The sequence below is a fragment of the Aliiglaciecola sp. 3_MG-2023 genome (genome assembly GCF_030548205.1).
Classification (GTDB): domain Bacteria; phylum Pseudomonadota; class Gammaproteobacteria; order Enterobacterales; family Alteromonadaceae; genus Aliiglaciecola.
This window is the reverse complement of sequence record NZ_JAUORV010000005.1, coordinates 197,660-220,323: the sequence shown is the minus strand read 5'-3', so window position 1 is coordinate 220,323 and position 22,664 is coordinate 197,660. Positions and strand designations below refer to the sequence as shown.

Below are 22,664 nucleotides of genomic sequence, written 5' to 3'. Positions count from 1 at the left end.
TATTAATATAAACATATGATGTTTATATTAGCAACAAATTGTTACTCAAAGGTTGCATATTTGTAATTTGAGTCTGATTTTTTGATATTGTGGACGTTTTTAGAACCCTAAAAACGTAATATGGTGTGGGAAAGCAACACTGAGCATGGTCATTGTTTCATAACCACGTGTAGCGCTGCCTCAATAATTGGTTAGACGGCTTTTGGGTTTATTAGCTACCCACTTTGTTTGAATGATTAACAGTTAAACTTGTTAAGTTAAGCAATTCGCCGTTGCTCCACGTAATAGTCGCTTTATCAATAGTGCTGCAACTTCCAAGACCTATGTGCAAATTAGTGTCAAAGCTTTGGGAAAATGCCGCAGAACTTGCACCAACATAGCGTATGAACTTTTTCCCACAAGCCTCTAAACGTAAGACTGCATTTTGTGCAGAGCTGTTTTGACGCGGCGAATTCCCCACACGAATTTTTAGAAAATTGTTTTTCGACAGTGCGTTACTATTGTTAACGAATAAATGCCAACGGCCGCGTTGATTTCCAAAGAGAATGTCCATATCTCCGTCATCATCAAAATCAAAGGTTTCAGCGCCTTGCCCTGTCGCTCCCAACTCAGCAGATATAACACCGTGGTTGTCAGTAAGTTCGAAATACTTACCATTAATATTCTTATAGAATATTTGTTGATTGGCTTGAGAAGAGTCACCATTGCGGATAATTAGAATATCTGACCATCCGTCGTTGTCAAAATCAGCAACGGCCGCACTGCTAGTTTGTTCAGAGACGTCGATACCAAATTGTTCAGTTACATCTAAAAAGACACCCTGTTTATTCTCTAATAATTTAACCGGTAGTTGTTCTTGCTGTGTAGATTTTGGCGTGGATTTCACATTATGAATTACCGCGGACGTTGGCGATTTTGTCAGCCCACCTATGCGCCAATACCCATCGCCAATGTACCCAATATAAAGGCCCCTTTCAGTCGTATCTTCAGGAAAACCAGCGGCTTCTAGGGAAGTTAACTGAAAATCTTTTTGTCCATGTTTATCAGAGTCACCAAATGTTAGTTTTGATTTATTAGCACCAACGAAAACACTAAAATCAGGATAGGCCATTTGTAAATTTTCAATAATAAGATCACCCTCTATCAACAAATCTTCGTAATCCATTTTATTTCCGCGAGCAAAAAAAGCGAAGCGTCGCCGTTTATCATCGAAGTAGGTTTGCCCCTCAAATTGGTGTTTTGCACGGGTAAGCAACAGATCAAGATCACCATCATTATCAAAATCGAACGCAGAAATGCTGCTTGTATGAGAGATATTGGTTAGGTCACCAAAGAGCTCTTTTGTGGCATTTTGATATTCCAAACCATTAGCACCTAAGAGTGCAATCATATTTTTGCCACCGTAAAATACGAGGTCAGTATCATTGTCGTTATTCAGATCAGCGACTAAAAGTTTATATCCCAACCATTGGGCATGCGGAAGATAATTGATAAAGTCGAATTCGTTGCTATCATTTTTGCTGTATTGAAAATTTCCCCCTTGCTTCTGCGACTTAAGCGGAAAGGCTGAAGTGATTAGATCTAATTCTCCGTTATTATTAGTATCAACAAACTTCACGGCTCTTCCACGGCTGCGTTCAAAATGTGAATAAACCCCTAGTGATTCCAAGGTGCGGTCTGGATTGACTTGAAATCTAATCGGTAAACGTGGATTTGTGCCGCCACCACCACCTTGCGAAACAATGATATCTATGCGCCCATCGCCATCGTAATCAGCAACAGCTATACCGTGCGTATCCCCACTTATTAGCAGTTTTGATTCCGAATACCTGCCCCCGTCATTCCACAAAATTTTCGCCGCATGAGCATGCTCGGTAATTATTACATCTAAATATCCATCGTTATCAAGGTCAACTATTTGGGGGTTGTCCCACTTTCTACGTGAATTTTGTTCAAGTTGCATGATTGATTCTGATTCTGTAAAAAGCGAAGCGGAATCATTATTTAAAGGTTTTGTCTCTGACATATTTGATTCAATAGTTGTGTTTTCGCAACCTGTTATCATTAACACAGCAGAAATAACCATAGCCAAACTGTTTTTTACACCTAAGTTATTTACCATAATAGTTTCCCATTTGAAGTGACGTAATATCGTAATTACCGTAGCTCACACCAACTTATAGACGACTAAAGTCAGTTCAAACTAAACTCCATAACGATTATTTTTATTAATTAGTCGACCGTGAAAGTTTCACCAAATTTGGGCATATTGTCTTTACGCCATTGATCTCCTTCCCAATGCTGATGAAACCACTTAGGTGGGACGTTAGACCAACTCCAATGGGCGATATCATTGACTAAATCTTGTAATATTTCGGGGTGTTGTTTGGCTAAATCATTTTTTTCAGCAATATCTAACTCAATATTAAATAGCTGCCACTTTCCAGTTACTTTTGTTCGAACTGCTTTCCATTGGTCTCGTCTTACCGACACATCGTGGGCAGCCTTTCTATGCCTCAATACATATAAGCTCTCCCCCTTCCGCGCACTGGAACCCTGTTCGATATGTGACCAGATGTCTTTGCCATCAAGTGTTTTATCTTCCGGTATTTTAGCCCCAGCTAACGCCATGAAGGTTGGATAAAAATCTAATGAAGAAACCGGGTGAGGATAACGTTTTCCAGGTTTCAGTTTTGCCGGCCAGTGCATCATCATAGGTACTCGGTGTCCGCCTTCGCGCGCACTTCCTTTACCTTCTCTTAATGGTTTATTCACCCCGCCAAATTCAACTTTTCCACCGTTATCACTTAGAAAAACAATAAAGGTATTGTCATACTGACCGGTATCTTTCAAGGTTTTAACAATCTCACTAATGCCTCTATCAACGGCATACACCATTGCAGCATAAGTACGACGCTTCTTATCTTTTATATGTTTAAACCTAGCTAAATCTTCTTCCTTTGCCTCCAAAGGAACATGAGGTGCATTGTAGGCAAGATACAAAAAGAATGGCTGAGATTTATCATCAGCTGCTTTAGTAATAAAATTTACAGCTTCACGAGAGAAAGCATCGGTTAGATATTCGGTTTCACGTACCTCAACATCATTGTGTACAAGCGGTGTAATATAGTCATTTATAAATTTTACTCCCTGGCTTTTTACGTGTTCATATCTAGGTTGATAATCAGCCGGAAAAAACTTATGCCCGCCCCCTAAAAAACCGTAAAATTCATCGAATCCACGAACATTCGGGTGATATTGTGGCTGCTCACCTAGATGCCACTTACCTATTGCCCCAGTAAAGTAGCCCGCTTTTTGAAGAGATTTACTGATAAACTCTTCATTGGTATCTATACCCGTATCGGAACCGTTAACTGGAAGATTAAATTGAGAACCTATTTTATGCGGATATCGCCCAGTCATTAATGCCGCACGGCTTGGGCCACAAAAAGGATGTGCTACATAGGCGGAATCAAATGTGACGCCTGAGTTGGCTAGCGCATCTAAATTCGGTGTTTGAATATCCTTACTCGCGTATTGGCTAAACCCAACATCTGCATAACCTTGATCATCTGTTAATACCAATAGAATGTTAGGCCGTGGTGCTTGCTCAGCAGCCACAACAAAGCTAGTTAGGAGTATTGAGGCAGAGAAAAGGTATTTACTTAATTTAGTTTTCATACTTATCTTCTTTAAAATAGGTTTAACTTATAAATACGCTTTCGCGTGGTAATTTAATTTTTCTAATGAGGGATCGGCAACTCTTTCCAGTTCAGATATCAGCAGTTTGACCATGTCAGCCCGTTGCTTTTTGTACTTAGGATCTTTGATTAGATTGTGTACTTCCCCAGGATCATTCTTGAGATCATAAAATTCATCTCGACTATCCCCAGGATTCCAAACAAATTTGAAGTCAGGTGTACGTACTGCACGTATTCCAAACCAGTTGCCGTTGTACCATTCATAAGCATACAAAGATAAGTCAACTTCACCTTCTTCCGCTTTATCTCCTTGTTCCATTAGGGGAATCAACGTATGTCCGTCTTCGTCACCATCTGCCTCTAATGTCATCCAATCAGCAAGTGTGGCAGTAATATCCAAGACCGATACTTGACGTTTAACTATTCTGGGCTGTAATTCAGGGTCTTTAATTAACAGCGGCATACGCATAAGTTCATCGTATGCATACGGTCCTTTGTCATATAAAGTGTGTTCCCCCAACATACTGCCCTGGTCGCCCCAAAGAACGATGTGCAAATCGTCATAAACACCCTCATCTTTTGCAGCTTGCAGTAATTCCCCTACAATTCTGTCTACCATCGCCATGGCCCCATAATAAAAAGCACGAGCTTTGCGCCAGTCTGTTTCTGACATATGACCAACGTCATGCCAAGGCCACCAAATACCATCCTGCGCTAGCGGCTTAAATACACGCTTTGATAAATGATTTGCAGGTAGTTCAACTAACGCGGGGTCGTACATGCTTGCGTAAGGTTCAGGTACACGATAGGCTGGGTGAGGTTGATTAAAACTAATTACGCCAAAAAATGGTCTATCATCTTCTGCCATTTGTTTGAGCATTTTTTTTCCTGCAACTACTTTTTGATAGGCCGCAGTGTCCTCATATCCTCCGTCTAAGGTCATATAGTACTCGTGCTTTTCCCCGCGGCTATCCAATTTTCCTTGATAATATCCCTCTATTTTAGGCACTTTACTATATGGGGTATAAACTCGTGCAAAACGTTCTCGAGCCTCATGTCCGTGCGCTAAGTCTATTTCTGCACCACGTAACTCTGTTCCGCGCGCGCCCAAATGCCATTTCCCAACATGACCGACTAAGTAGCCAGCATCAGACGCGCGGCGCAATACCCCTCCCTCTTTGAGATCAAGCTCAGCTAAACGGGTTGAATACAATTCAACATTGTCATCTAATCCAGTTTTATGTCCCCAGCGCCCCGTGTAAAGTGCTGCTCGCGACGGAGAGCATAAACCTGTTGTTGTCATAGCATTGTCAAAGCGCGTTGATTCAGCAGCTAACGCATCTATATTTGGTGTATTAACAGGTCCTCCACGATAGGAAAAAGTATCAAAACGCATGTCATCAAACATCAATATCAAAACATTGGGTTTTTTCATGTTATTACTGTCTGATGTAGGCTCTGCGGCAACGATACTTGAAGACGTAGACGCCAGCACAAAAGAAACCAACAATAATTTTGTAATTTTACTAAACATTATCCACCAACCTTTTAAACTATTTTTATTCAGATAACTTCACTAATTCCATTGCAACCTAGTGGCACATATTCTTAACATTCACAGCGATATCAGTGTGCTTACTATAAAACTCACTAGGTACGTCGTTGTTACGCCACTTTTACAAAAATAAACAGATTAACAATAAATTTTATTAGTGAGACTTATTTAAACATGATATGTTTAAATAAGAAACATAAAATTAACATGAAAGAATAAATTGATATTTTTAATTTGGGGGAAAGTCATGACACGTCACCTTTTGGCAGCATCGATAGCTTCAGCATTACTACTAACTGCTGGCTGCACTAAGTCCATTGAATCAAAATCGAATACAGCACAAGTAGCAGAACAACAAATAAGTTCCTTAGAGCAGCAAGCACGAGTGAGACTAAAGCAACTTGAAACAATGATGAACGACGCTCGTGCTAAAGGAATAGATGTCACTAGAGAGGAAACCATCGTCTGGTTTTCTGAACAATTTTTGAAATTTGCTAACTGGGATGAAGCCAACCCAGAGACCTTAGAAAAGGCATTTGGTTACGAACGTTACTATGCAAAAGACAAGGTGAGGCTTGCTGCCGAGTTGCCAGATTTCGAACGTAAAAAGGTTATTCAAATTTTGGACAAGGGTATTAACATACTTGGTCAGGAATTACGTGGTGAAATTAAACGTCGCCCGGTTAATAAGGTCGACTGGCAAGGTACTAAGTCCGGTGACAATATGTTTGTTAGTAATGGTAAACCAATATTTCCCTATGACTACTTTTCAAAAACAGTGGGGCAACCTCTCACCAATACTGATGTTTACAACGATCATTTAGGCGCACTTTATCATGGCGGTGAGAATTTATATCCGGTTGACCATGATCGCGCTATCAATTCGTTCTTACTCAAAGAAGATGGGACTTTTGATCAGGAGTTAATGCAGGAGCTAACAAATATACCGGATACCAATATTGGCTTTTTAGTCTATTGGATAATGGGTATTCCTGAGTGGGTTGAGGAAAAAGAACCTGAGGTACGAAAGGGTAGGTCACTATTTACCGGATTTGATATCGACAATCCACTTGCACGCAAATTATGGAGTAAAATTATTCGCCGCACTGGCGAGTTAACGAAAGGCAAGAAAGTAACAGAATTGGGATTTGTTTTGGCCAATGAACCTCACTGGTATGCTGAAAAAAACCATTGGACACATAACTTCCAAGAAATGACTTCTATTTCATCTTACACTTTAAATAAATTTCGTAGTTGGTTAGATAGAAAATACGCGAATGATATAGCCAAGCTTAACGGGAATTGGCAAAGTGAATTTAAGAATTTTGATGAAGTCGAGATTGAAATTCCCATTGATCCCGCTTTGCAGGGGAAGCCTATTTGGTATGACTGGACCCGTTATAATATGGACAGAAGTACTGACTGGTTTACATTTATGCAAAGTGAGCTTCATGCTGTTAACCCTGACGCCGATACCCATATTAAAATTATGCCGCGGATGTTCATGGATAATGCACGCTCAGGAGGTATAGATACCGAAGCTTTAGCGGAACTTACGACAATGGTTGGCCATGATGCCAAATCCTTTGGCAGCAAAAATATCCGTCCAGGCAAATCATCGGAATGGTTGGAAAAATACTCTTACCACTGGGGACTCGTCGCCATGTTCCATGACTTTATGGAATCAGTGGCTCCTGACAAAATAAACGTTAACTCTGAATCTCACTTTTTATCCTCTGGTCAATGGCGTGATTTAGATACGCGTACGAGCTATGTTAGAAGTGTGTATTGGTTAGCCACTTTACTTGGAATGGATGCAAATATGGGATGGTTCTGGGCTCGCGATCCCGATGGGTCGCCCGAGGACCGTTTAGAAGGAGAACTAAACTTTTTCGACCCAGGTCTTGGGGGAGCTTATGCAGGTTCAAACAATATGCAACCTCATGTTACTAACGAAGTTACGCAGGTTATGTATGACTTAAATAGTTTTTCAGAAGAGATTGTGGCTTTGCGCGAACAACGTCGCCCTTTACGTTTTTTCTATTCAGAAACGACTGCAATTAACATCGACGATTATATGTCACAAAGCTACAAACTGTATGAGTCCATGTTTTTCGAAGGCTTTCCTCTAGGTTTTGCCACCAAGAACATTATTCAAAAACAAGATAATAGTAGTTGGGACGTGATCGTTGTCTACAGAAATAATTTTGTTACCGATGCGGAATTTGAAACATTACAGTCATACCTAGATAGTGGTGGAACAATTATTCTTGATACTCAAAAAGCATTATCTTTAAACGAATATGGCCAGAAACGCACTAAACGTTTAGATTCGGGTAAAGGTAAACTGATTACTATAGGCACGACAGACATTGCAGAAATAAAACAAGCTGCACTTGCCGAAATTAAAGATAGCAGTAAGCCGGATGTAATTATTAAGGAAGACAATCAACTAGGTCACAAAACAACCATGTGGCGCACTATTTCTCAGCCGGATGGAAGTTACCTGGTTAATATACTCAATGTCGGTCACAATACCGCCAAACTAAAGCTGTCATTGCATAATAACCAACCGGTATCGGTTCAGAATATGATGACTGGCAATTCAATGGACGCTACTTTTGAATTACCTTCAGAGGGCGTGTTGTTATTGGAAGTAAAGGCGCAGTAATATTGAATGAAGTCTTTGGCAGCGGATATCATGTAGAAATACAATAGAATATCCGCTGCCAATTTTTTAAAAAAGGCTTTTGTACTATTTACCTAAATGAGATGGTTTTTGCCAGACACGAATATATTCAACGGCAAAATCAACAACCCCATCATCTTTTTCACCTTCAGGACTATTCAATTCTAAATCTTCTTTGCTATTCGGATAGCCATGCCAAGCAAATGTTTCCATGTCTAACCAAAGGTTTATTGGTTGAGTAGCCACATAACCATTATAGTTCTCGGGTAAGTCATCTCTGTTTTCTTTGGCCCATTGCGTGACTTGCTCTGCAGTTACACTTGATAGTAACTTTCCATCTACATAATATTTCATACCATTTTCATCCCATTCGATACCGTAGACATGAAAATCATCCGCCATTCTAAAACCAAGATCTTTTCTTTCTGTGTAACTTGGCTTGCCGCCAAGGGGTTTTTTCCAATCACGAATTGACCACCACAACTGACTATCTAGATGGTCTTTTTTAGGATCTTCTCGACTATCACCAAAAGACTCAAAAAAGTCGATTTCTAAGCCGGGTCCCATTGACCAAAAACCACTAGTAATTTCAGCATCCGCCGATTTACTTTTAATCTCAATATATCCATAGGTAAAAGCGCGTCGATTTATTAAGCACGGGACTGTAATATTTTCATGTTTCATTGGCTTACCGAATACTGGCTTTCTGACCTCTTCTGTAAACGGAAATTCCGGCTCCCAGCGCGCTTCCAACATTAACATCCCCTCTTCTAGGCGGTAATTTCGGCCGGAAAACTGTGAGGGTGCTCGGCCTTTCCATACCCATTTGTCAGGTTTATCTGGATGAATGTATTGCGGCTTGCCGTTTTTAAACTTTCCGACGATAAACCAGCGGTTTTCGTCTAATGTTTCATGGTCGAACTCATCACTTACATCGGTATTTAGTACCCATCCACCAGTATTGTTTTGATCTGATAACGGCAGTAACGCGCTTGCGTCAACCAGCATTGAAGTGAACGTTAGACCGCTGAAAATAAGTGTTCTTTTAAAATATTGTTTATTACTCATCGTTGACCTGCTTTTAGGTTTTAGTTCAGTTTCAGTGATTTGGCACTCGATTTATCAGCCGCCTACCAACCCATAATTAAATTCTAGGTATGCTAAACCTCTATTCTGCTATCTACTTGCGTAACCATCGTTACTCATATACTTGCTGGTAACTTACCGTCAAATAGGTTAATAACTATAAAGATCTACTATAACATCATACTATAGCATAGGTATGATGTTAAAAATAAAAACAATAACAGATAAAAGCAACTTTATTGAAGGTGCATTTACTTTTATGGGAGTTTAGAGCCCCTTTAGGCAGCACAAGGAAGATTTGACGTTATGTGCTAAACAGGGCTCAAATAAGTTTATTCAGTAGGATGAATGACGAATTAGAGTGATTCTTTAAACTGATCATTACCAAAAGCTTCTTTAAGTCGACGAATCGCGTCTCTTAATAGTTTTTCTGTCAGCTTTTCAGCTTTATCCCCATCACCTCTAGCAATGGCATCACAAACTTCACGATGAAATGCAACTGAATCACTGTTCTTACGTGGATCCTTATTTGTAATACGAACACTGACCAATAAAGCAGAATAAATCACACCTTCCATAGCAGTTAAAAACTCGTTGTGAGCGGCGTGCAATACTGCTTTATGAAAAAGTGCATCGGCAACAACAAACTTCTCTAATGAGCCTGATTCTTCTTCCATTCGCTCACAGGCCTTTTCAATTTCTGCGATATCTTCTTTGGTAGCACGTTCAGCAGCCCAGCGAGAAGATTTGGGTTCAAAAGCTAAACGGATGTCCATCAGTTGACTTATAAAATCTAATCTTGGCGTGGCAGTAATGTGCCATGCTAAAACATCATCGTCTAATAAGGTCCACTCATTGCGTGGGCGTACTTTAGTGCCAATACCTCGGCGGACGTCCAACAACCCTTTGCCGACCAATATTTTAACCGCATCACGCACCACCACTCGACTCACCTGAAAACGTTCCGCCAAGGCATTTTCGTCTTCGATTAAACTACCAGTTTCAAAAGTACCAGCGACAATTCTTCTGCCAAGCTCTCGAGCTACTTGAATTGACAAGCTGGGTGTCATTTTAGCGGTACGTTTTAAGTCGTAATAAACTAGTTCACTCATATTTTGTACTTTTTTATTTTAAAATAATAAACATATTATGTTTGTGTAGCCGCTAACTTTCCAGTAATAAATAATTCTATATTACAAAATATCCTTATTTTTGGTGACATTTCAGTGATTATTTACACATTCTCGAAAGTTATGCACAAAACTTCTCGCGCTTTTGCGAATTTCATCCAAAGACATGCTTGATTTAAATAGGGCTGAGCCTAACCCGAATCCAGCGGCTCCAGCTTTTATATAAGGTTGCATACTTTCAATACTAGGGTTAATGCCTCCAACCGGATAAAGCTTGATATCGTTAGGTAGTACAGATTTTAACGCTTTCATCCCTTCAATTCCAAACATAGAAACTGGAAACAATTTTAAATCAGTGGCACCGGCTGAGATTGCTGTAAACGCTTCGGTTGGTGTCGCTACACCTGGAAAAGTAGCACATCCAGCATTCACACACATGCTGATCACTTTAGGATCACAGTTAGGTGTGACAACAAGGTTAGCCCCAGTATCAATAACTTTAGCGGCTAACTCTGGCGTAGTAACCGTTCCTGCACCAATTAAATACTCAGAGCCAAATTCCTTTACCAAAGCGCGAATACTGGTGAGAGGATCGGGGCTATTAAGAGGGACTTCTATCATTGTAAAGCCTTCTTCAATAAGTATTCCTGCCACGTCAATGACGTTGTCAGGTGTAACACCGCGGATTATTGCAATTAACGGTAATTGCTTTGTTAAATCAATTTGTTTGGTCATAAGTAAACTCGTTTAGTTTTTAATTAGCTCAATTAGATTGATCATTCCAGCGAGGAAACATTCGTTGCCAGATATAACTTCGTTGTTAATATTCAATTTATTGCAAACCAATTGATAACGGTCACATAAATTGCCGCCCCCAATTAAATAAATCGGTTGTTTAGTGGATAAGGCTTCAAGTTCATGTGCTATTAGTAGTCCTGATAGGTAATCGGGAACCTGTTGGTCACTTAAGTGACCAAAAAGACGATGGGTCCAGGCCAAAAACACGCGATTAACCAACGTGGCATCCTTGGCGTCTGCAACCCCTTCATAAAAAGCGCGCTCATCGAAAGCTGGACTTTGTGAGAGGCCTTTGCCTAATAAACTGTGCTTTAACAGCAAGGCATAAAACTCACCAGTTAGATAACTAGAAAAATGGCTCAATTTACCCTGTTCTACCACTGCATGTTTACTGTGAGTACCAGGTAGAACCGAAGTAAAACTGCCCTTTTTTAGGAGTTTTGCCAAACCGAGTAACTGCACTTCTTCCCCACGCATCACATCAAATTTTTCTTTTTCATATTGATGGCAAACTCCCGGAAAGATAACGGCTTCGGGGCCCCAAGGTAAATGAAAACAATGAGCCTTAGTTGCGATTTCATTTGAACCTGCCGCAGTGTGAGCGTAATCAACGTTAACCCATCCCTTTGCTGAACCCACCATGCCTGCCATGTAAATCGGTAGCGATTGATACTCAGGTAGCCATTGTGACAACATTAGCTTTAAGGTTTCAGCAAATTTACCTTGTTCTACTTGTAATAGCCCAAGGTTCAACTCTTTGGTTTCGACAAGTTGATAATTGGCTGACATAGCAAATGCGCGAAAGTTTGTGGTTCCCCAATCTATAATTAAACAGTCAATTTTTTGCACGTTCTTTCCTTTAGACTTTTGCTAATTCGCGTTCAATTTCTTCGATCGTTTTGCCCTTCGTTTCTGGCAGAAAGAAATACATTATTATCAATCCAATAAAGCCAATGACCGCATATAACATGAAGATGTTTGCGACTCCCATGTTGTTTAGCTGCCAAGGGAAGAATTGTTGAATAGACCAAGATGAAATAGTTTGCACTAATGCGGCGAAAGGTAGCGCGACACTGCGTACCGCATTGGGAAAAACTTCAGAAAATATGACCCACATTATGGGACCGATTGACAAATTGAATGCAGCTAAAAAGGCAAAAATACCAAACAAAACAAGAGGTGCGTTTACGCCTTTTATGGTGGCTTTGATGATAATTCCACTCACCATAGGGAGGTCTTTATTATTGAACAGTTCAGCTAGTTTGCTTTTTAGCGCTACGTCGTTGGCAAAAGTTTCACCATGAAGTTGTTCAATTTTGTCTGTTTCGATTCCTTGCTGTTGTAATTGACTAGTTATGCTACCCACTGCTGTCTCATCAAAAACATAGTTAGCCTGACTAAAACCGAACCAAGTGGAACCATGCGCGACAACAACTAAAAGCAAGCCAGCTACAGTCAAAATACGTCGACCAAGCTTTTCTACAAAGCCAATAGCAATAAGTGTTGCTACCAAACCAACAACACCTATAGTAATGGTTTGCATAAATGTATCTTCAACACTCATCCCTATTTGCTCAAATACCATAGGCGCAAAAAATAACACCGCATTCATACCAGTTGCTCCTTGCACGATGGCATAACAAACTGCGATCAAGAGTACAAATCGTAGTCGAGGACTGAACAATAGCTTTAGCTGGCCTTGGGTATTCAGTTTTACATCTTCCTTGAGACTGTGTTTAATTTCGTTGATCAATTGTTCAATTTTTTCAGGCAAAGCAATTTTGCTAAAAACTGTTCTAGCTTCAGTATCCCGGCCTTGTTTAATAAGCCAGCGTGGCGATTCAGGTACACGAAACAATAAAGTCACCCAAACCGCATTAGCAATTAGCTCGGCTCCTAACATTACCCGCCAAACATTGTCTTTGTTAATCCAACTAATATCATCCATAGCGCTTAGCAAGAAATAATTAACTACAAAGGCTACTAGCAACCCTAAACCAATCATAAATTGATTAACGGAAACAAACTTTCCACGCTTTTTAGCAGGTGCGATTTCACCGATATACATTGCTGAAACGGTTATTGAAGCAAATGCAACGCCTCCAATAAAGCGGCCAACAACCAGCATTTCATAATTCACCGCTGTAGCTGATATAAGGGACGATAAAGAATAGGTAAAACCAATTCCCAGTAATACGCGGTAGCGTCCATACTTGTCGCATAGGGTGCCAGTAAATAGCAGTGCTACAATCACACCCAGCAATGCGCACCCCACTACGGTACCTTGTTGAATGCTATCTAGTTCGAACAACGAGCTAACAAAGCGGATCGCTCCTGAGATATTGGCAGCATCCAAACCGAATATAAATCCGCCAAATGCAGCAATCAATGAATACTGGGTTACTAAGCTATCTGGATTTTTTTGCATAAATTTTCACTACACACTATACATAAGACTAATTTAAACATAGTATGTTTAAAAGATGTAAAATACAATGTTTAATTACTGATCGAAAGTGTGAATAAATTGAACACTATTCAAAATTAAAGTTAAGACCAAAAGACAAAGAGGTAAAATCATGAGCGCGATTAATTCACAAAATAAAGCAATTATCGCCAATTCAAATAGTCCACACGTTAAGCTTAAAGCCACTAATTTTGCTGACTGTCAATGGACTACTGGATTTTGGGCAGACAAAACCCAAAAAGCAATTGATGTAATGCTCCCATACATGGGCGATGTGTTATGCGGAGACATAGGTCACGCACTCAATAACTTTAAAATTGCTGCTGGAATGAAAGAAGGTAAACATCAGGGCATGTATTGGCATGACGGTGATTTCTATAAATTCGTGGAAGCAAAAACTTACGCTTATGCGTTATCAAAAAACACTGCATTATTAAACGAAATAGATGAATACATTGAGATTTTTGCAAAAGCGCAAGAACCGGACGGTTACTTGCAAACTCAAATTCAATTAAACCCAGATGCAGATAGATACGAGAACCGCAAATATCATGAAATGTACAATACGGGTCATTTGTTCATAAGCGCCTGTGCTCATTTTCGTTTAACTGAGAAACGCAACTTTCTCGATATTGCGATTAAACACGCTGAATTGTTGTACACCATTTTTTTCCCCGACACGAAACATTACCAACGCTTTGGTTTTAACCAAACTCAAATTATGGGTTTGGTTGAGTTATATCGCACGGTAGGTGACAAAAAATATTTGGACCTTGCGAAAAAATTTATCGACCGCCGCGGTACATACAACATCGTGCATGATTCAACCACAGTAGGCTACCCAATCGGAGACATGGTGCAAGAGCGCACTCCGCTGCGCGAAGAGACTGATCCTGTAGGTCACGCTGTGTTAGCGTTATATTATTACGCAGGTGCTGCAGATGTGTACGCTGAGACAGGTGAAAAAGCCCTACTAACTGCACTGGATCGTTTATGGGAAAGTGTTACTCAAAAGAAAATGTACGCAACAGGCGCGGTTGGTCAAACTCATTATGGAGCTTCTGCTAACCGGGACATGATAGAAGAAGGCTTTATTGATGACTATATGATGCCTAACCTTACCGCATATAACGAAACCTGCGCGAACTTGTGTAATGCTATGTTTAGCTTCAGAATGCTGGGTATCCATGGCCAAGCAAAATATGCGGATATTATCGAGCTGGTGATGCACAACAGTGGATTATCGGGGATTAGTATCGAAGGTAAAGATTACTTCTATGCTAATCCACTTAGAATGCTGCATAACGCTCGCGACTATCATTCCCATGCTGATGTTACTGAAACACCCAACCGTGAAGGCTACCTTGCATGTTTTTGTTGCCCTCCCAACCTTGTTCGTACTATTGCAAACTTATCAGGCTGGGCTTACAGCTTGTCCGAAAACGGAATCTATGTAAATTTATACGGTGGTAACAAGCTAGCAACGAATATGCGAGATGGAACTGCGATTAAGATTGTTCAGGAAACGAATTATCCATGGCAAGGCGTTATCAACCTGACTATTGAAGAGTGTAAATCAGACTCTTTCGAAATTGCGCTTCGCATCCCAGGTTGGACTAAAAGTGCAGATATAAAAGTGAATGGACACAGCGCAGAGGTAACCGCCAAGCCCGGAACCTATGCCATAATTATGCGGAACTGGAAGAAAGGCGACACCATTACAATAGACCTACCTATGGAAGCGACTTTTATAGAAGGTCACCCGCGAATAGAAGAAGTGCGCAATCAAGTGGCAGTTAAACGTGGGCCTATCGTTTATTGTGTTGAATCACCTGACTTACCCGAAAATGCAACAATTTTAGATGCGTACATTGATGGCGAAACCGATTTTAAAATCGAGCACAAGACTGATTTTCTAGGCGGTATTACAACAATTGAAGCGACTATGTTGATGCGCAAACAACCGTCAGAAAATATGTATCATTCAATATCAACAAAACCTACATTTCTTCGACATAAAGTACAATTAGTACCGTACTTTTCGTGGAGCAATCGAGGCACGGCTGAAATGACGGTGTTTATGCCTATAGTGTGGAGATAAACTATCAAGTATGTGGCAATAGTGCTTGTACTGTTGCCACTTTGACATAAAAAATCTGATTAACTATATTGAAATTTGAGGAGCTGATAGAGTTAGTTTTTTTATCACAATTTTAGCTTGACGCACTTTCTTGATAGAAAGCACCTTGTTCAGCAGTGCACACATAAACACTTTCTTTTATACCTGTTTGAACTTGGTAATTGGCATCAATTATGTCAACTATTTCGTCTAATTTATCATTTGGTACGAGTGCCACTACACAACCGCCAAAACCACCACCGGTCATTCTTACACCACCCAGCTCACCTAGATTTTGATCAACTAAAGATACCAAATAGTCTATTTCACTTGTGGTAATTTCAAAATCGTCACGCATAGAATTATGGCTGTTACGCATTAGCTTATTGATAGTCTTATAGTCATTTTGTTGTAATGCTGTAAACATATCTAAGGTGCGTTGATTGTCAGTAATAATGTGCTTTGCACGTCTGTAATTCACATCACCCAGTTCGACTTTGTTGGCTTCGAGCAAAGCAACGTTTGCTTCTCGCAAAGAGGCTACACCCATGATGTGTGCAGCAGCTTCGCATTGCTCTCGTCGCAGATTATATTCGCTATCAACTAGTCCTCGTTTTACGTTGGAATTAATGATCAACAGTTTAAAGTCATCTGATACGTGAGTATGGCGAAATGATAATGACTGACAATCAAGCAACATTGCTTTGCCTTTAGCTCCCATCGCTGAAATAAGCTGATCCATAATTCCGCAGGCACAACCCACAAACTCGTTCTCTGCTTTTTGCCCAATCAGCGCTGCATTTACACCATCAATATCTAAGTTATATAACTCACTAAATATCTTTACCACTGCCACTTCAAACGAAGCAGAAGAGCTCAACCCCGCTCCTTGCGGTACGTTGCCTTTTACCAGCAAGCTTGCACCTTTAATTTGCGGATATTTAGCTTTAAGGATCCTCACTACACCGCGAACATAATTGCTCCACGTAGCCGTTTCAACGTGCCGAATATCATCCAAAGCAAACTGTGATTTTTCGGAATCGTAGTCCAGCGCAACGATTTCAACAATATTATCATCACGTTTAGCACCTTGAATTTGTGTGCCAAAGTTTATCGCCACTGGGAATACGAAGCCTTGATTATAATCTGTATGCTCACCAATTAAATTTACGCGTCCAGGAGCCACTATATCGGCCTCTAAAGAGCCATTAAAATGTTCTGAAAATAGGTTTTCTGAGATATTATTTATCGTCATGTTGAGACTCCTTATAATGTATTGCACTAACATCGCGCAATCGCTGTGCGGCTTGCTCTGGGGTAAGGTCCCGTTGTGATTCAGCCATCATTTCATATCCCACCATGAATTTTTTCACTGTAGCAGAGCGCAATAAGGGCGGGAAAAAGTGCGCATGCAACGTCCACTCCGGATGTGTCTCTTGGTCAAATGGAGCACCATGCCAACCCATAGAGTATGGAAAGGAGGTACTAAACAAATTATCGTATCGGATAGTTATTTGGCGAATAATATCTGCCAAGCTTTTGCTAGTTACCTCGTTCAATTCAGTTAAACTCGAGATTGAGAACTTCGGTAATAGCAAAGTTTCAAAAGGCCATGCAGCCCAATAAGGAACTACAACTAACCAGTCATCATTTTCACAAACTATACGCTCTTTAAGCGTTAGTTCTTTTTGTACATAATCATTTAACAGTGAGTTACCATACTTTTCAAAATAAGTCGTAAAATTATCGCGCTTGCGCATTGCAAGAGTCGGTAGATGAGATTGAGCCCACACTTGACCATGGGGATGAGGATTAGAACACCCCATTATCGCCCCTTTGTTTTCAAACACCTGGACCCACTGATACTCGCGGCCCAACTCTAGTGCTTGTTGTTGCCAAGTCGCAACGACTGCTACAAGTTCGTTTAATGAAAGCTCTGGTAGAGTTTTGCTGTGATCTTCAGAAAAACAAATAACACGACTGCGGCCCTTCTCTACTTGCATAGTAAAAAGTGGATCTTCAGTTGCAAAAGTAGGGACGTCTTCTTTTAATGCAGCAAAATCATTCTCAAATACAAAGGTATTTTTATAATCAGGATTGACTTCACCGTTTATTCGCGTGTTAGAAGCACACAAGTAACAATCTGCGTCATAACTTGGATTTTGTTTGTTATCAACGGCTTCAGACTGCCCCTGCCAAGGACGCTTCGCTCTGTGAGGTGAAACAAGCACCCAATCTCCAGTCATCGGATTCAAACGACGATGTGGATGTTCAGTAGGATCGAATTCGGTATCCATCATATTTTTCTACCTTGATAGTTAGTGTAAATTTTATCAACCCATGGAGGGTAAACGATTACCCTACAGATCGCAACATGTCGCTATAGATTATTTTTTAAGCAAATGAAATACGACAAAATTAACGTTGAAAATATATAAATACATCTACATTTATTAGCAAATAGGAGTAGACCTAGTTATCTATTCATACCCATCTGGATTAGCAGACTGCCATCGCCATACATCTTCCATCATGGTGTTGATATCTCTTGTTGCTTGCCAGTCAAGTTCCTGCTGTGCCTTGTTTGCTAAGGCAAAGCATTGAGCGATATCTCCTGCTCGTCTGTCACAAATAGTATATTTGATCTGTTGACCACTGGCTTGCTCGAATGCATTAATCACTTGTAGGACACTGTTGCCATTGCCTGTACCCAAGTTATATATATGTACCCCTGCTTGTTCGTGCTTTTTCTCTAACGCAGATACGTGACCCTCAGCCAAATCCACCACATGAATATAATCACGTACTCCAGTACCATCTGCCGTTGGATAGTCACTACCAAATACTGCCAGCGACTCACGTTTACCCACCGCCACTTGCGCGATAAAAGGTACCAAGTTGTTTGGGATGCCATTGGGATCCTCACCAATCAAACCGCTGTGATGAGCGCCAACAGGGTTGAAGTATCTTAGAATAATAGCGTTAAGATTTGCATTCGCTATAGCCGCATCTTTTAGCATTTCTTCAACAAACAGCTTTGTGCGGCCATAGGGGTTAGTCGCTTTTAGCGGAAAGCCTTCGTCAATGGGAACTTGATGCGGATCACCATAAACTGTGGCTGAAGAGCTAAACACAATACTATTGACGCCATGTTTTTGCATCACATCTAAAATCACCCTAGTGCCACTAATATTAACGTCATAATATGCCAAGGGCTTTTGTACTGACTCACCAACCGCTTTTAATCCAGCGAAATGAATTACCGCATCAAAATCATGTTGAACAAAAACTTCATCCAAACCGTTTTCATCTCGAATGTCGACATTATAAAATGGAATTTTTGTTTGCGTAATTTTTTCGACGCGCTTCAAAGCTGCAGCTTTACTGTTAATTAGATTGTCTACCACCACAACATCATGACCGCTCGCGATAAGCGAAATCAGCGTATGTGTGCCAATGTAACCTGCTCCACCGGTAACCAATATATTCATATTATGACTCCTTAAGGTAAACATAAAGGTTATACGTTTTCCCTACATAAATAAAGGGATATAATGGAGATAAATGAAAAACAGGTTAAACTTTCACAAAAACAGCTAGGATGGTAGCAATAGTTAGTTTACTATCAGTAGCGTTAATGCTCACAACAACTTCGGATTTGAGAGGTACTTCCAGCTATGGCTACAATTAAAGATATTGCACAAGAAGCGGGCGTTTCGTCTGCCACGGTATCTCGTGTGATCAATAATGGCCCTAAGGTGGGAGAGGCAACACGCAATAGAGTAAAAAAGATCATGGCCGACCTTGGATATCGGCCAAATGCCAATGCACGCGCGCTTGTTACCCAGCGAAGTGCCTCTTTTGGCATCGTACTACCAGAATTATCAGATCCATTTTTTGCGACTATGGCACATGGCATTGAATCGGTAACCCGTAAGAAGAATGTTCAAATATTGATGAGCACAGGATCAATTGAAAAGGCCACAGAATTAAAAGCAATTGAAACCCTTTTAGAGCACCGCTGTAACGCTATGGTGGTGCATAGTAAGGCACTAGATGATGCCACTTTGATAGATTTCGCAAATACCATTCCCGGATTTGTATTAATCAATCGTTATATCGAAGAAATCGCCAATCGTTGCGTTTGGTTGGACAATATTGCGGGGGGGGAAACTATGGCTCGATACATACTAAAGCAAGGACACAAAAAGCTTGTTGTTGTAAGTAGTAAATATCAGATAAACGATCCAGTAGACCGAATTGCAGGTATTGAACAAGAGCTGAACGCAAACGGTATTGATTTATCACCTAATATGATTGAGTACAGCACGCCAGATCAAGAAGGTGGCGAAGTAGCGATGCAAAATTTTCTCGCTAAGGGAGCAGAATTTACCGCAGTGTTAGCCTATAACGATGCGATGGCTTCAGGTGCAATGACCATGCTACTAGATCACAGTATTGATATACCCAACGAAGTCTCAGTCATCGGTTACGATGATGTTTTACTTGCCAAATATTGTCGACCTAAATTGACTACACTTCGATACCCTATAGAAATGATGGCAGTCAAAGCGACCGAACTTGCGCTGCAATATGCAGCAGGGATTCAGCCTGAGCCAGGAAAAACTTTTAAGTACGCACCGACTATAGTAAAAAGAGAATCGGTTTCCAAAGCAAACCAATAAACTATGACCCCATCCAGACAGGTTTGTATAAATACCTAAAAAAAGTTTTTGACCTAGCTAACCAAAGTCTGATCATGGCCTAATTACTAATATGCAATATGAGGGTGTTAATCACTACTAATTCCTGTATTTTAAGCCCCTAATTTAAGATGTTTGCCGTTTTTAAATTTAGCTGCATCGTCTAGGTATTTTTATATAAGTAAATTGTGAGTTTAATCCATGAAGTTTGTTCCTTTGCTTTTGTTGTTGCTGTGGTTTTCTAATATTGGTGAGATTAGCGCCTCGATTAATGCGACAGATTGTGTCTCTTGCCACCAACAAGCAGTGTCAGATTGGAATCAGTCAGACCATGCAAAGGCGATGGCCATCGCCAACAAACATAGTGTGTTGGGTGACTTTTCCGGCGTTGAGGCAGAGCATTATTCACAAAACGCCAAATTTTATACAAAAAATGATACCTATCGTATTCGCTTTACTGAAAACGCAAGCACCAATGATTATGAAGTAAAATTCACCTTTGGCCATTACCCATTGCAGCAATACCTCATCGAAAAAGACGGTGGCCGATTGCAGGTTTTTCCCTTTGCCTGGGACTCTAGAACAGAACAAAACGGTGGGCAGCGTTGGTACCCCATTTATCCCGAAGAAGACATCAAACCCAATGACCGCTTACATTGGCAACAACCTTTGCAGAACTGGAATGGCATGTGTGCGGACTGTCATTCTGATGGTCTGAAACGTAATTACAATGTGGCTGACAACAGTTTCGATACACATTGGGACAACATCAATGTTGGCTGTCAATCATGTCACGGGAAAATGACCGAGCACCCAAAAACTGACTCCACTCAAACCACAAGCTCTGAGCCCCTATTAAGCAAAGAAGAACAGCAGGAGTTTGGCAATTGGTTGCGTACAAAAGATGATAAGGTCGCCCATTGGCAAGGGCCTCCCCGCGACAACAAATTTATGGATACTTGCTTTGCATGCCACTCGTTACGCGCTCCACTGACAGATGGAATCGATTCCGAAACGGCATTTTTAGATCAATTTTCACCCACGTTATTATCACCTCCCTTGTATCATGCTGATGGCCATATTAAGGAAGAGGTCTATGTTTATGGCTCATTTTTACAAAGTAAAATGTTTGCAGCTGGAGTCAACTGCCTTGACTGTCATAATCAACACAGTATGAAGATTAAGGTGCAAGGCAACGGATTATGTCTGCAATGCCACAATCCTCAAGAATACCAACAGCCTGAACATATTCGTCACCCAATGGATTCTGCTGGTGCTCAATGCGTTAATTGTCATATGCCGGAGACCACATATATGGGTGTAGATGATAGGCGCGACCACAACTTAACCGTCCCTCGCCCTGATTTGTCGGTAACCTATGACACACCGAATGCGTGTAACCAGTGCCATCAAGATCAGTCAGCCCAATGGGCAGCCAAAAATGTCGAACTCTGGCACGGCAAACCTAAGTCGTTACCGCAAGGAGAACAGGCTTATATTGACTTAATGCATCAAGGCTATTTGCCCCAGCAAGCGCATTTCAGATTGATTAATGATGAACAGCTGAGCGTGATAAAACGCGCCAGTGCCATCTCTATGTTACCAAATTCTGTGCAACAATTGAGTGATGCAGATATTCAAAAATGGGTAAACTCAGAACATGATTTAATTCGCTTGGCTACCGCCAGAATAGGCCATTTACTGCCACCAGCAGAGCGTTTAAAAAGCTATCAAACGCTGTTAAACGATAAATATAAAGCCGTAAGAGCGTTTGCTGCAAGTGATTTAATTGGCTTAGGATTGGACACCACTGCGGTATTCAAACAAGCGTTAGACATACTGCTTACCAGCAATGCACAAACCCAGTGGCGCGGTGAAGGAAATCTGAATCAAAGCCAGGTGTATATGAAACTCCAACAAAATCAGAAAGCCATAGATGCAGTGGTGCATGGCATTGAAGTGGATCCTTACTTTGATATTAACTACGTTAATTTAGTGGAAATGTATCGGGCAACACAACAAATCGATAAAGTTGAACAAACCCTTCAGCAAGGGCTAACAGCCAACCCTAAATCAGCAGTATTACACTATGCCAAAGGATTGCATTTAATTCGTCAGCAACAAAAGGTTCAGTCCATAAACTCATTTAAGCAGGCAATAAAATGGGACGCACAAAATGTGCAATATGCCTATGTTTACTTTATTGCCCTAGACAGCGTTAACCAGACAAAGCGTGCTCTTAGTGAATTGAAAAAGGTAATTCGGCAGTACAACAATGCTCCACAACTTATTCAGTTGGGGTACAACTTTTCACAAAAGCTAAATAATCAAGCTGCTTACCGTTATTTCCAAGAGTTGCAGTAAACTATTAACGGCAAGCAAAAAACAGTCTATGCCCAGATCTTGAATATAGAAG

15 protein-coding genes are annotated in these 22,664 nt (G+C 40.7%); 4 read left to right on the top strand and 11 right to left on the bottom strand.

Annotated elements, in window-relative coordinates; genetic code table 11:
- Positions 1-211 precede the first annotated feature (211 nt).
- The 3 genes from Q4574_RS07605 to Q4574_RS07595 form a co-directional block, all read right to left on the bottom strand.
- The gene (locus Q4574_RS07605; RefSeq protein ID WP_303473174.1) at positions 212-2,122 is read right to left on the bottom strand and encodes a CRTAC1 family protein; all 1,911 of its coding nucleotides are present in this window, start codon (positions 2,120-2,122) and stop codon (positions 212-214) included.
- Positions 2,123-2,232: 110 nt separating this feature from the next.
- Positions 2,233-3,681 carry a sulfatase-like hydrolase/transferase gene (locus tag Q4574_RS07600; protein ID WP_303473173.1) on the bottom strand — a complete coding sequence of 483 codons (1,449 nt, stop codon included), beginning with the start codon at positions 3,679-3,681 and terminating at the stop codon, positions 2,233-2,235.
- A gap of 27 nt (positions 3,682-3,708) precedes the next feature.
- Positions 3,709-5,235 (bottom strand): sulfatase-like hydrolase/transferase, encoded by a 1,527-nt coding sequence (locus Q4574_RS07595; RefSeq protein ID WP_303473171.1) that lies wholly within the window; start codon positions 5,233-5,235, stop codon positions 3,709-3,711.
- Between the two features lie 268 nt (positions 5,236-5,503).
- On the opposite strand from Q4574_RS07595, the gene Q4574_RS07590 reads away from it, so the two are divergent.
- Positions 5,504-7,927, top strand: a complete 2,424-nt coding sequence (locus Q4574_RS07590) for a glycoside hydrolase family 42 (protein WP_303473169.1) — start codon at positions 5,504-5,506, stop codon at positions 7,925-7,927.
- An 84-nt stretch (positions 7,928-8,011) separates the two neighbouring features.
- Here Q4574_RS07590 and Q4574_RS07585 read toward each other — a convergent pair whose 3' ends face one another.
- From Q4574_RS07585 to Q4574_RS07565, 5 genes are all read right to left on the bottom strand, one after another.
- Complete coding sequence (locus Q4574_RS07585) at positions 8,012-9,013, bottom strand: family 16 glycosylhydrolase (protein ID WP_303473167.1); 1,002 nt, start codon at positions 9,011-9,013, stop codon at positions 8,012-8,014.
- Between the two features lie 374 nt (positions 9,014-9,387).
- Positions 9,388-10,143: a FadR/GntR family transcriptional regulator gene (locus Q4574_RS07580; RefSeq protein WP_216049249.1), complete on the bottom strand. Its 756-nt coding sequence runs from the start codon at positions 10,141-10,143 to the stop codon at positions 9,388-9,390.
- A gap of 111 nt (positions 10,144-10,254) precedes the next feature.
- Positions 10,255-10,896 carry a 2-dehydro-3-deoxy-6-phosphogalactonate aldolase gene (locus tag Q4574_RS07575; protein WP_303473164.1) on the bottom strand — a complete coding sequence of 214 codons (642 nt, stop codon included), beginning with the start codon at positions 10,894-10,896 and terminating at the stop codon, positions 10,255-10,257.
- Between the two features lie 12 nt (positions 10,897-10,908).
- Complete coding sequence (locus Q4574_RS07570; RefSeq protein ID WP_216049251.1) at positions 10,909-11,808, bottom strand: 2-dehydro-3-deoxygalactonokinase; 900 nt, start codon at positions 11,806-11,808, stop codon at positions 10,909-10,911.
- A gap of 10 nt (positions 11,809-11,818) precedes the next feature.
- Positions 11,819-13,387, bottom strand: coding sequence for an MFS transporter (locus Q4574_RS07565; RefSeq protein ID WP_216049252.1), 1,569 nt, complete (start codon positions 13,385-13,387; stop codon positions 11,819-11,821).
- Between the two features lie 151 nt (positions 13,388-13,538).
- Between Q4574_RS07565 and Q4574_RS07560 the strand changes: the two genes are divergently transcribed.
- On the top strand, positions 13,539-15,527 hold the full coding sequence (locus Q4574_RS07560; RefSeq protein ID WP_303473160.1) for a glycoside hydrolase family 127 protein: 1,989 nt from the start codon (positions 13,539-13,541) through the stop codon (positions 15,525-15,527).
- A 112-nt stretch (positions 15,528-15,639) separates the two neighbouring features.
- Here the strand turns inward: Q4574_RS07560 and galK are convergent, their stop codons facing one another.
- From galK to galE, 3 genes are all read right to left on the bottom strand, one after another.
- A complete protein-coding gene (galK, locus tag Q4574_RS07555; RefSeq protein ID WP_303473159.1) occupies positions 15,640-16,800 on the bottom strand; it encodes a galactokinase in 1,161 nt (386 codons plus the stop codon).
- Positions 16,787-17,842: a UDP-glucose--hexose-1-phosphate uridylyltransferase gene (locus Q4574_RS07550; RefSeq protein WP_216049406.1), complete on the bottom strand. Its 1,056-nt coding sequence runs from the start codon at positions 17,840-17,842 to the stop codon at positions 16,787-16,789. Before Q4574_RS07550 ends, galK begins: the two co-directional genes overlap by 14 nt.
- Before the next feature lie 183 nt (positions 17,843-18,025).
- Complete coding sequence (galE, locus tag Q4574_RS07545; protein ID WP_216049255.1) at positions 18,026-19,036, bottom strand: UDP-glucose 4-epimerase GalE; 1,011 nt, start codon at positions 19,034-19,036, stop codon at positions 18,026-18,028.
- 186 nt (positions 19,037-19,222) lie between these two features.
- Here galE and Q4574_RS07540 point away from each other — a divergent pair, with 186 nt between their 5' ends.
- Positions 19,223-20,230: a substrate-binding domain-containing protein gene (locus Q4574_RS07540; RefSeq protein WP_303473156.1), complete on the top strand. Its 1,008-nt coding sequence runs from the start codon at positions 19,223-19,225 to the stop codon at positions 20,228-20,230.
- 219 nt (positions 20,231-20,449) lie between these two features.
- Positions 20,450-22,612: an ammonia-forming cytochrome c nitrite reductase subunit c552 gene (locus tag Q4574_RS07535; protein ID WP_303473154.1), complete on the top strand. Its 2,163-nt coding sequence runs from the start codon at positions 20,450-20,452 to the stop codon at positions 22,610-22,612.
- The last annotated feature ends 52 nt before the right edge of the window (positions 22,613-22,664 follow it).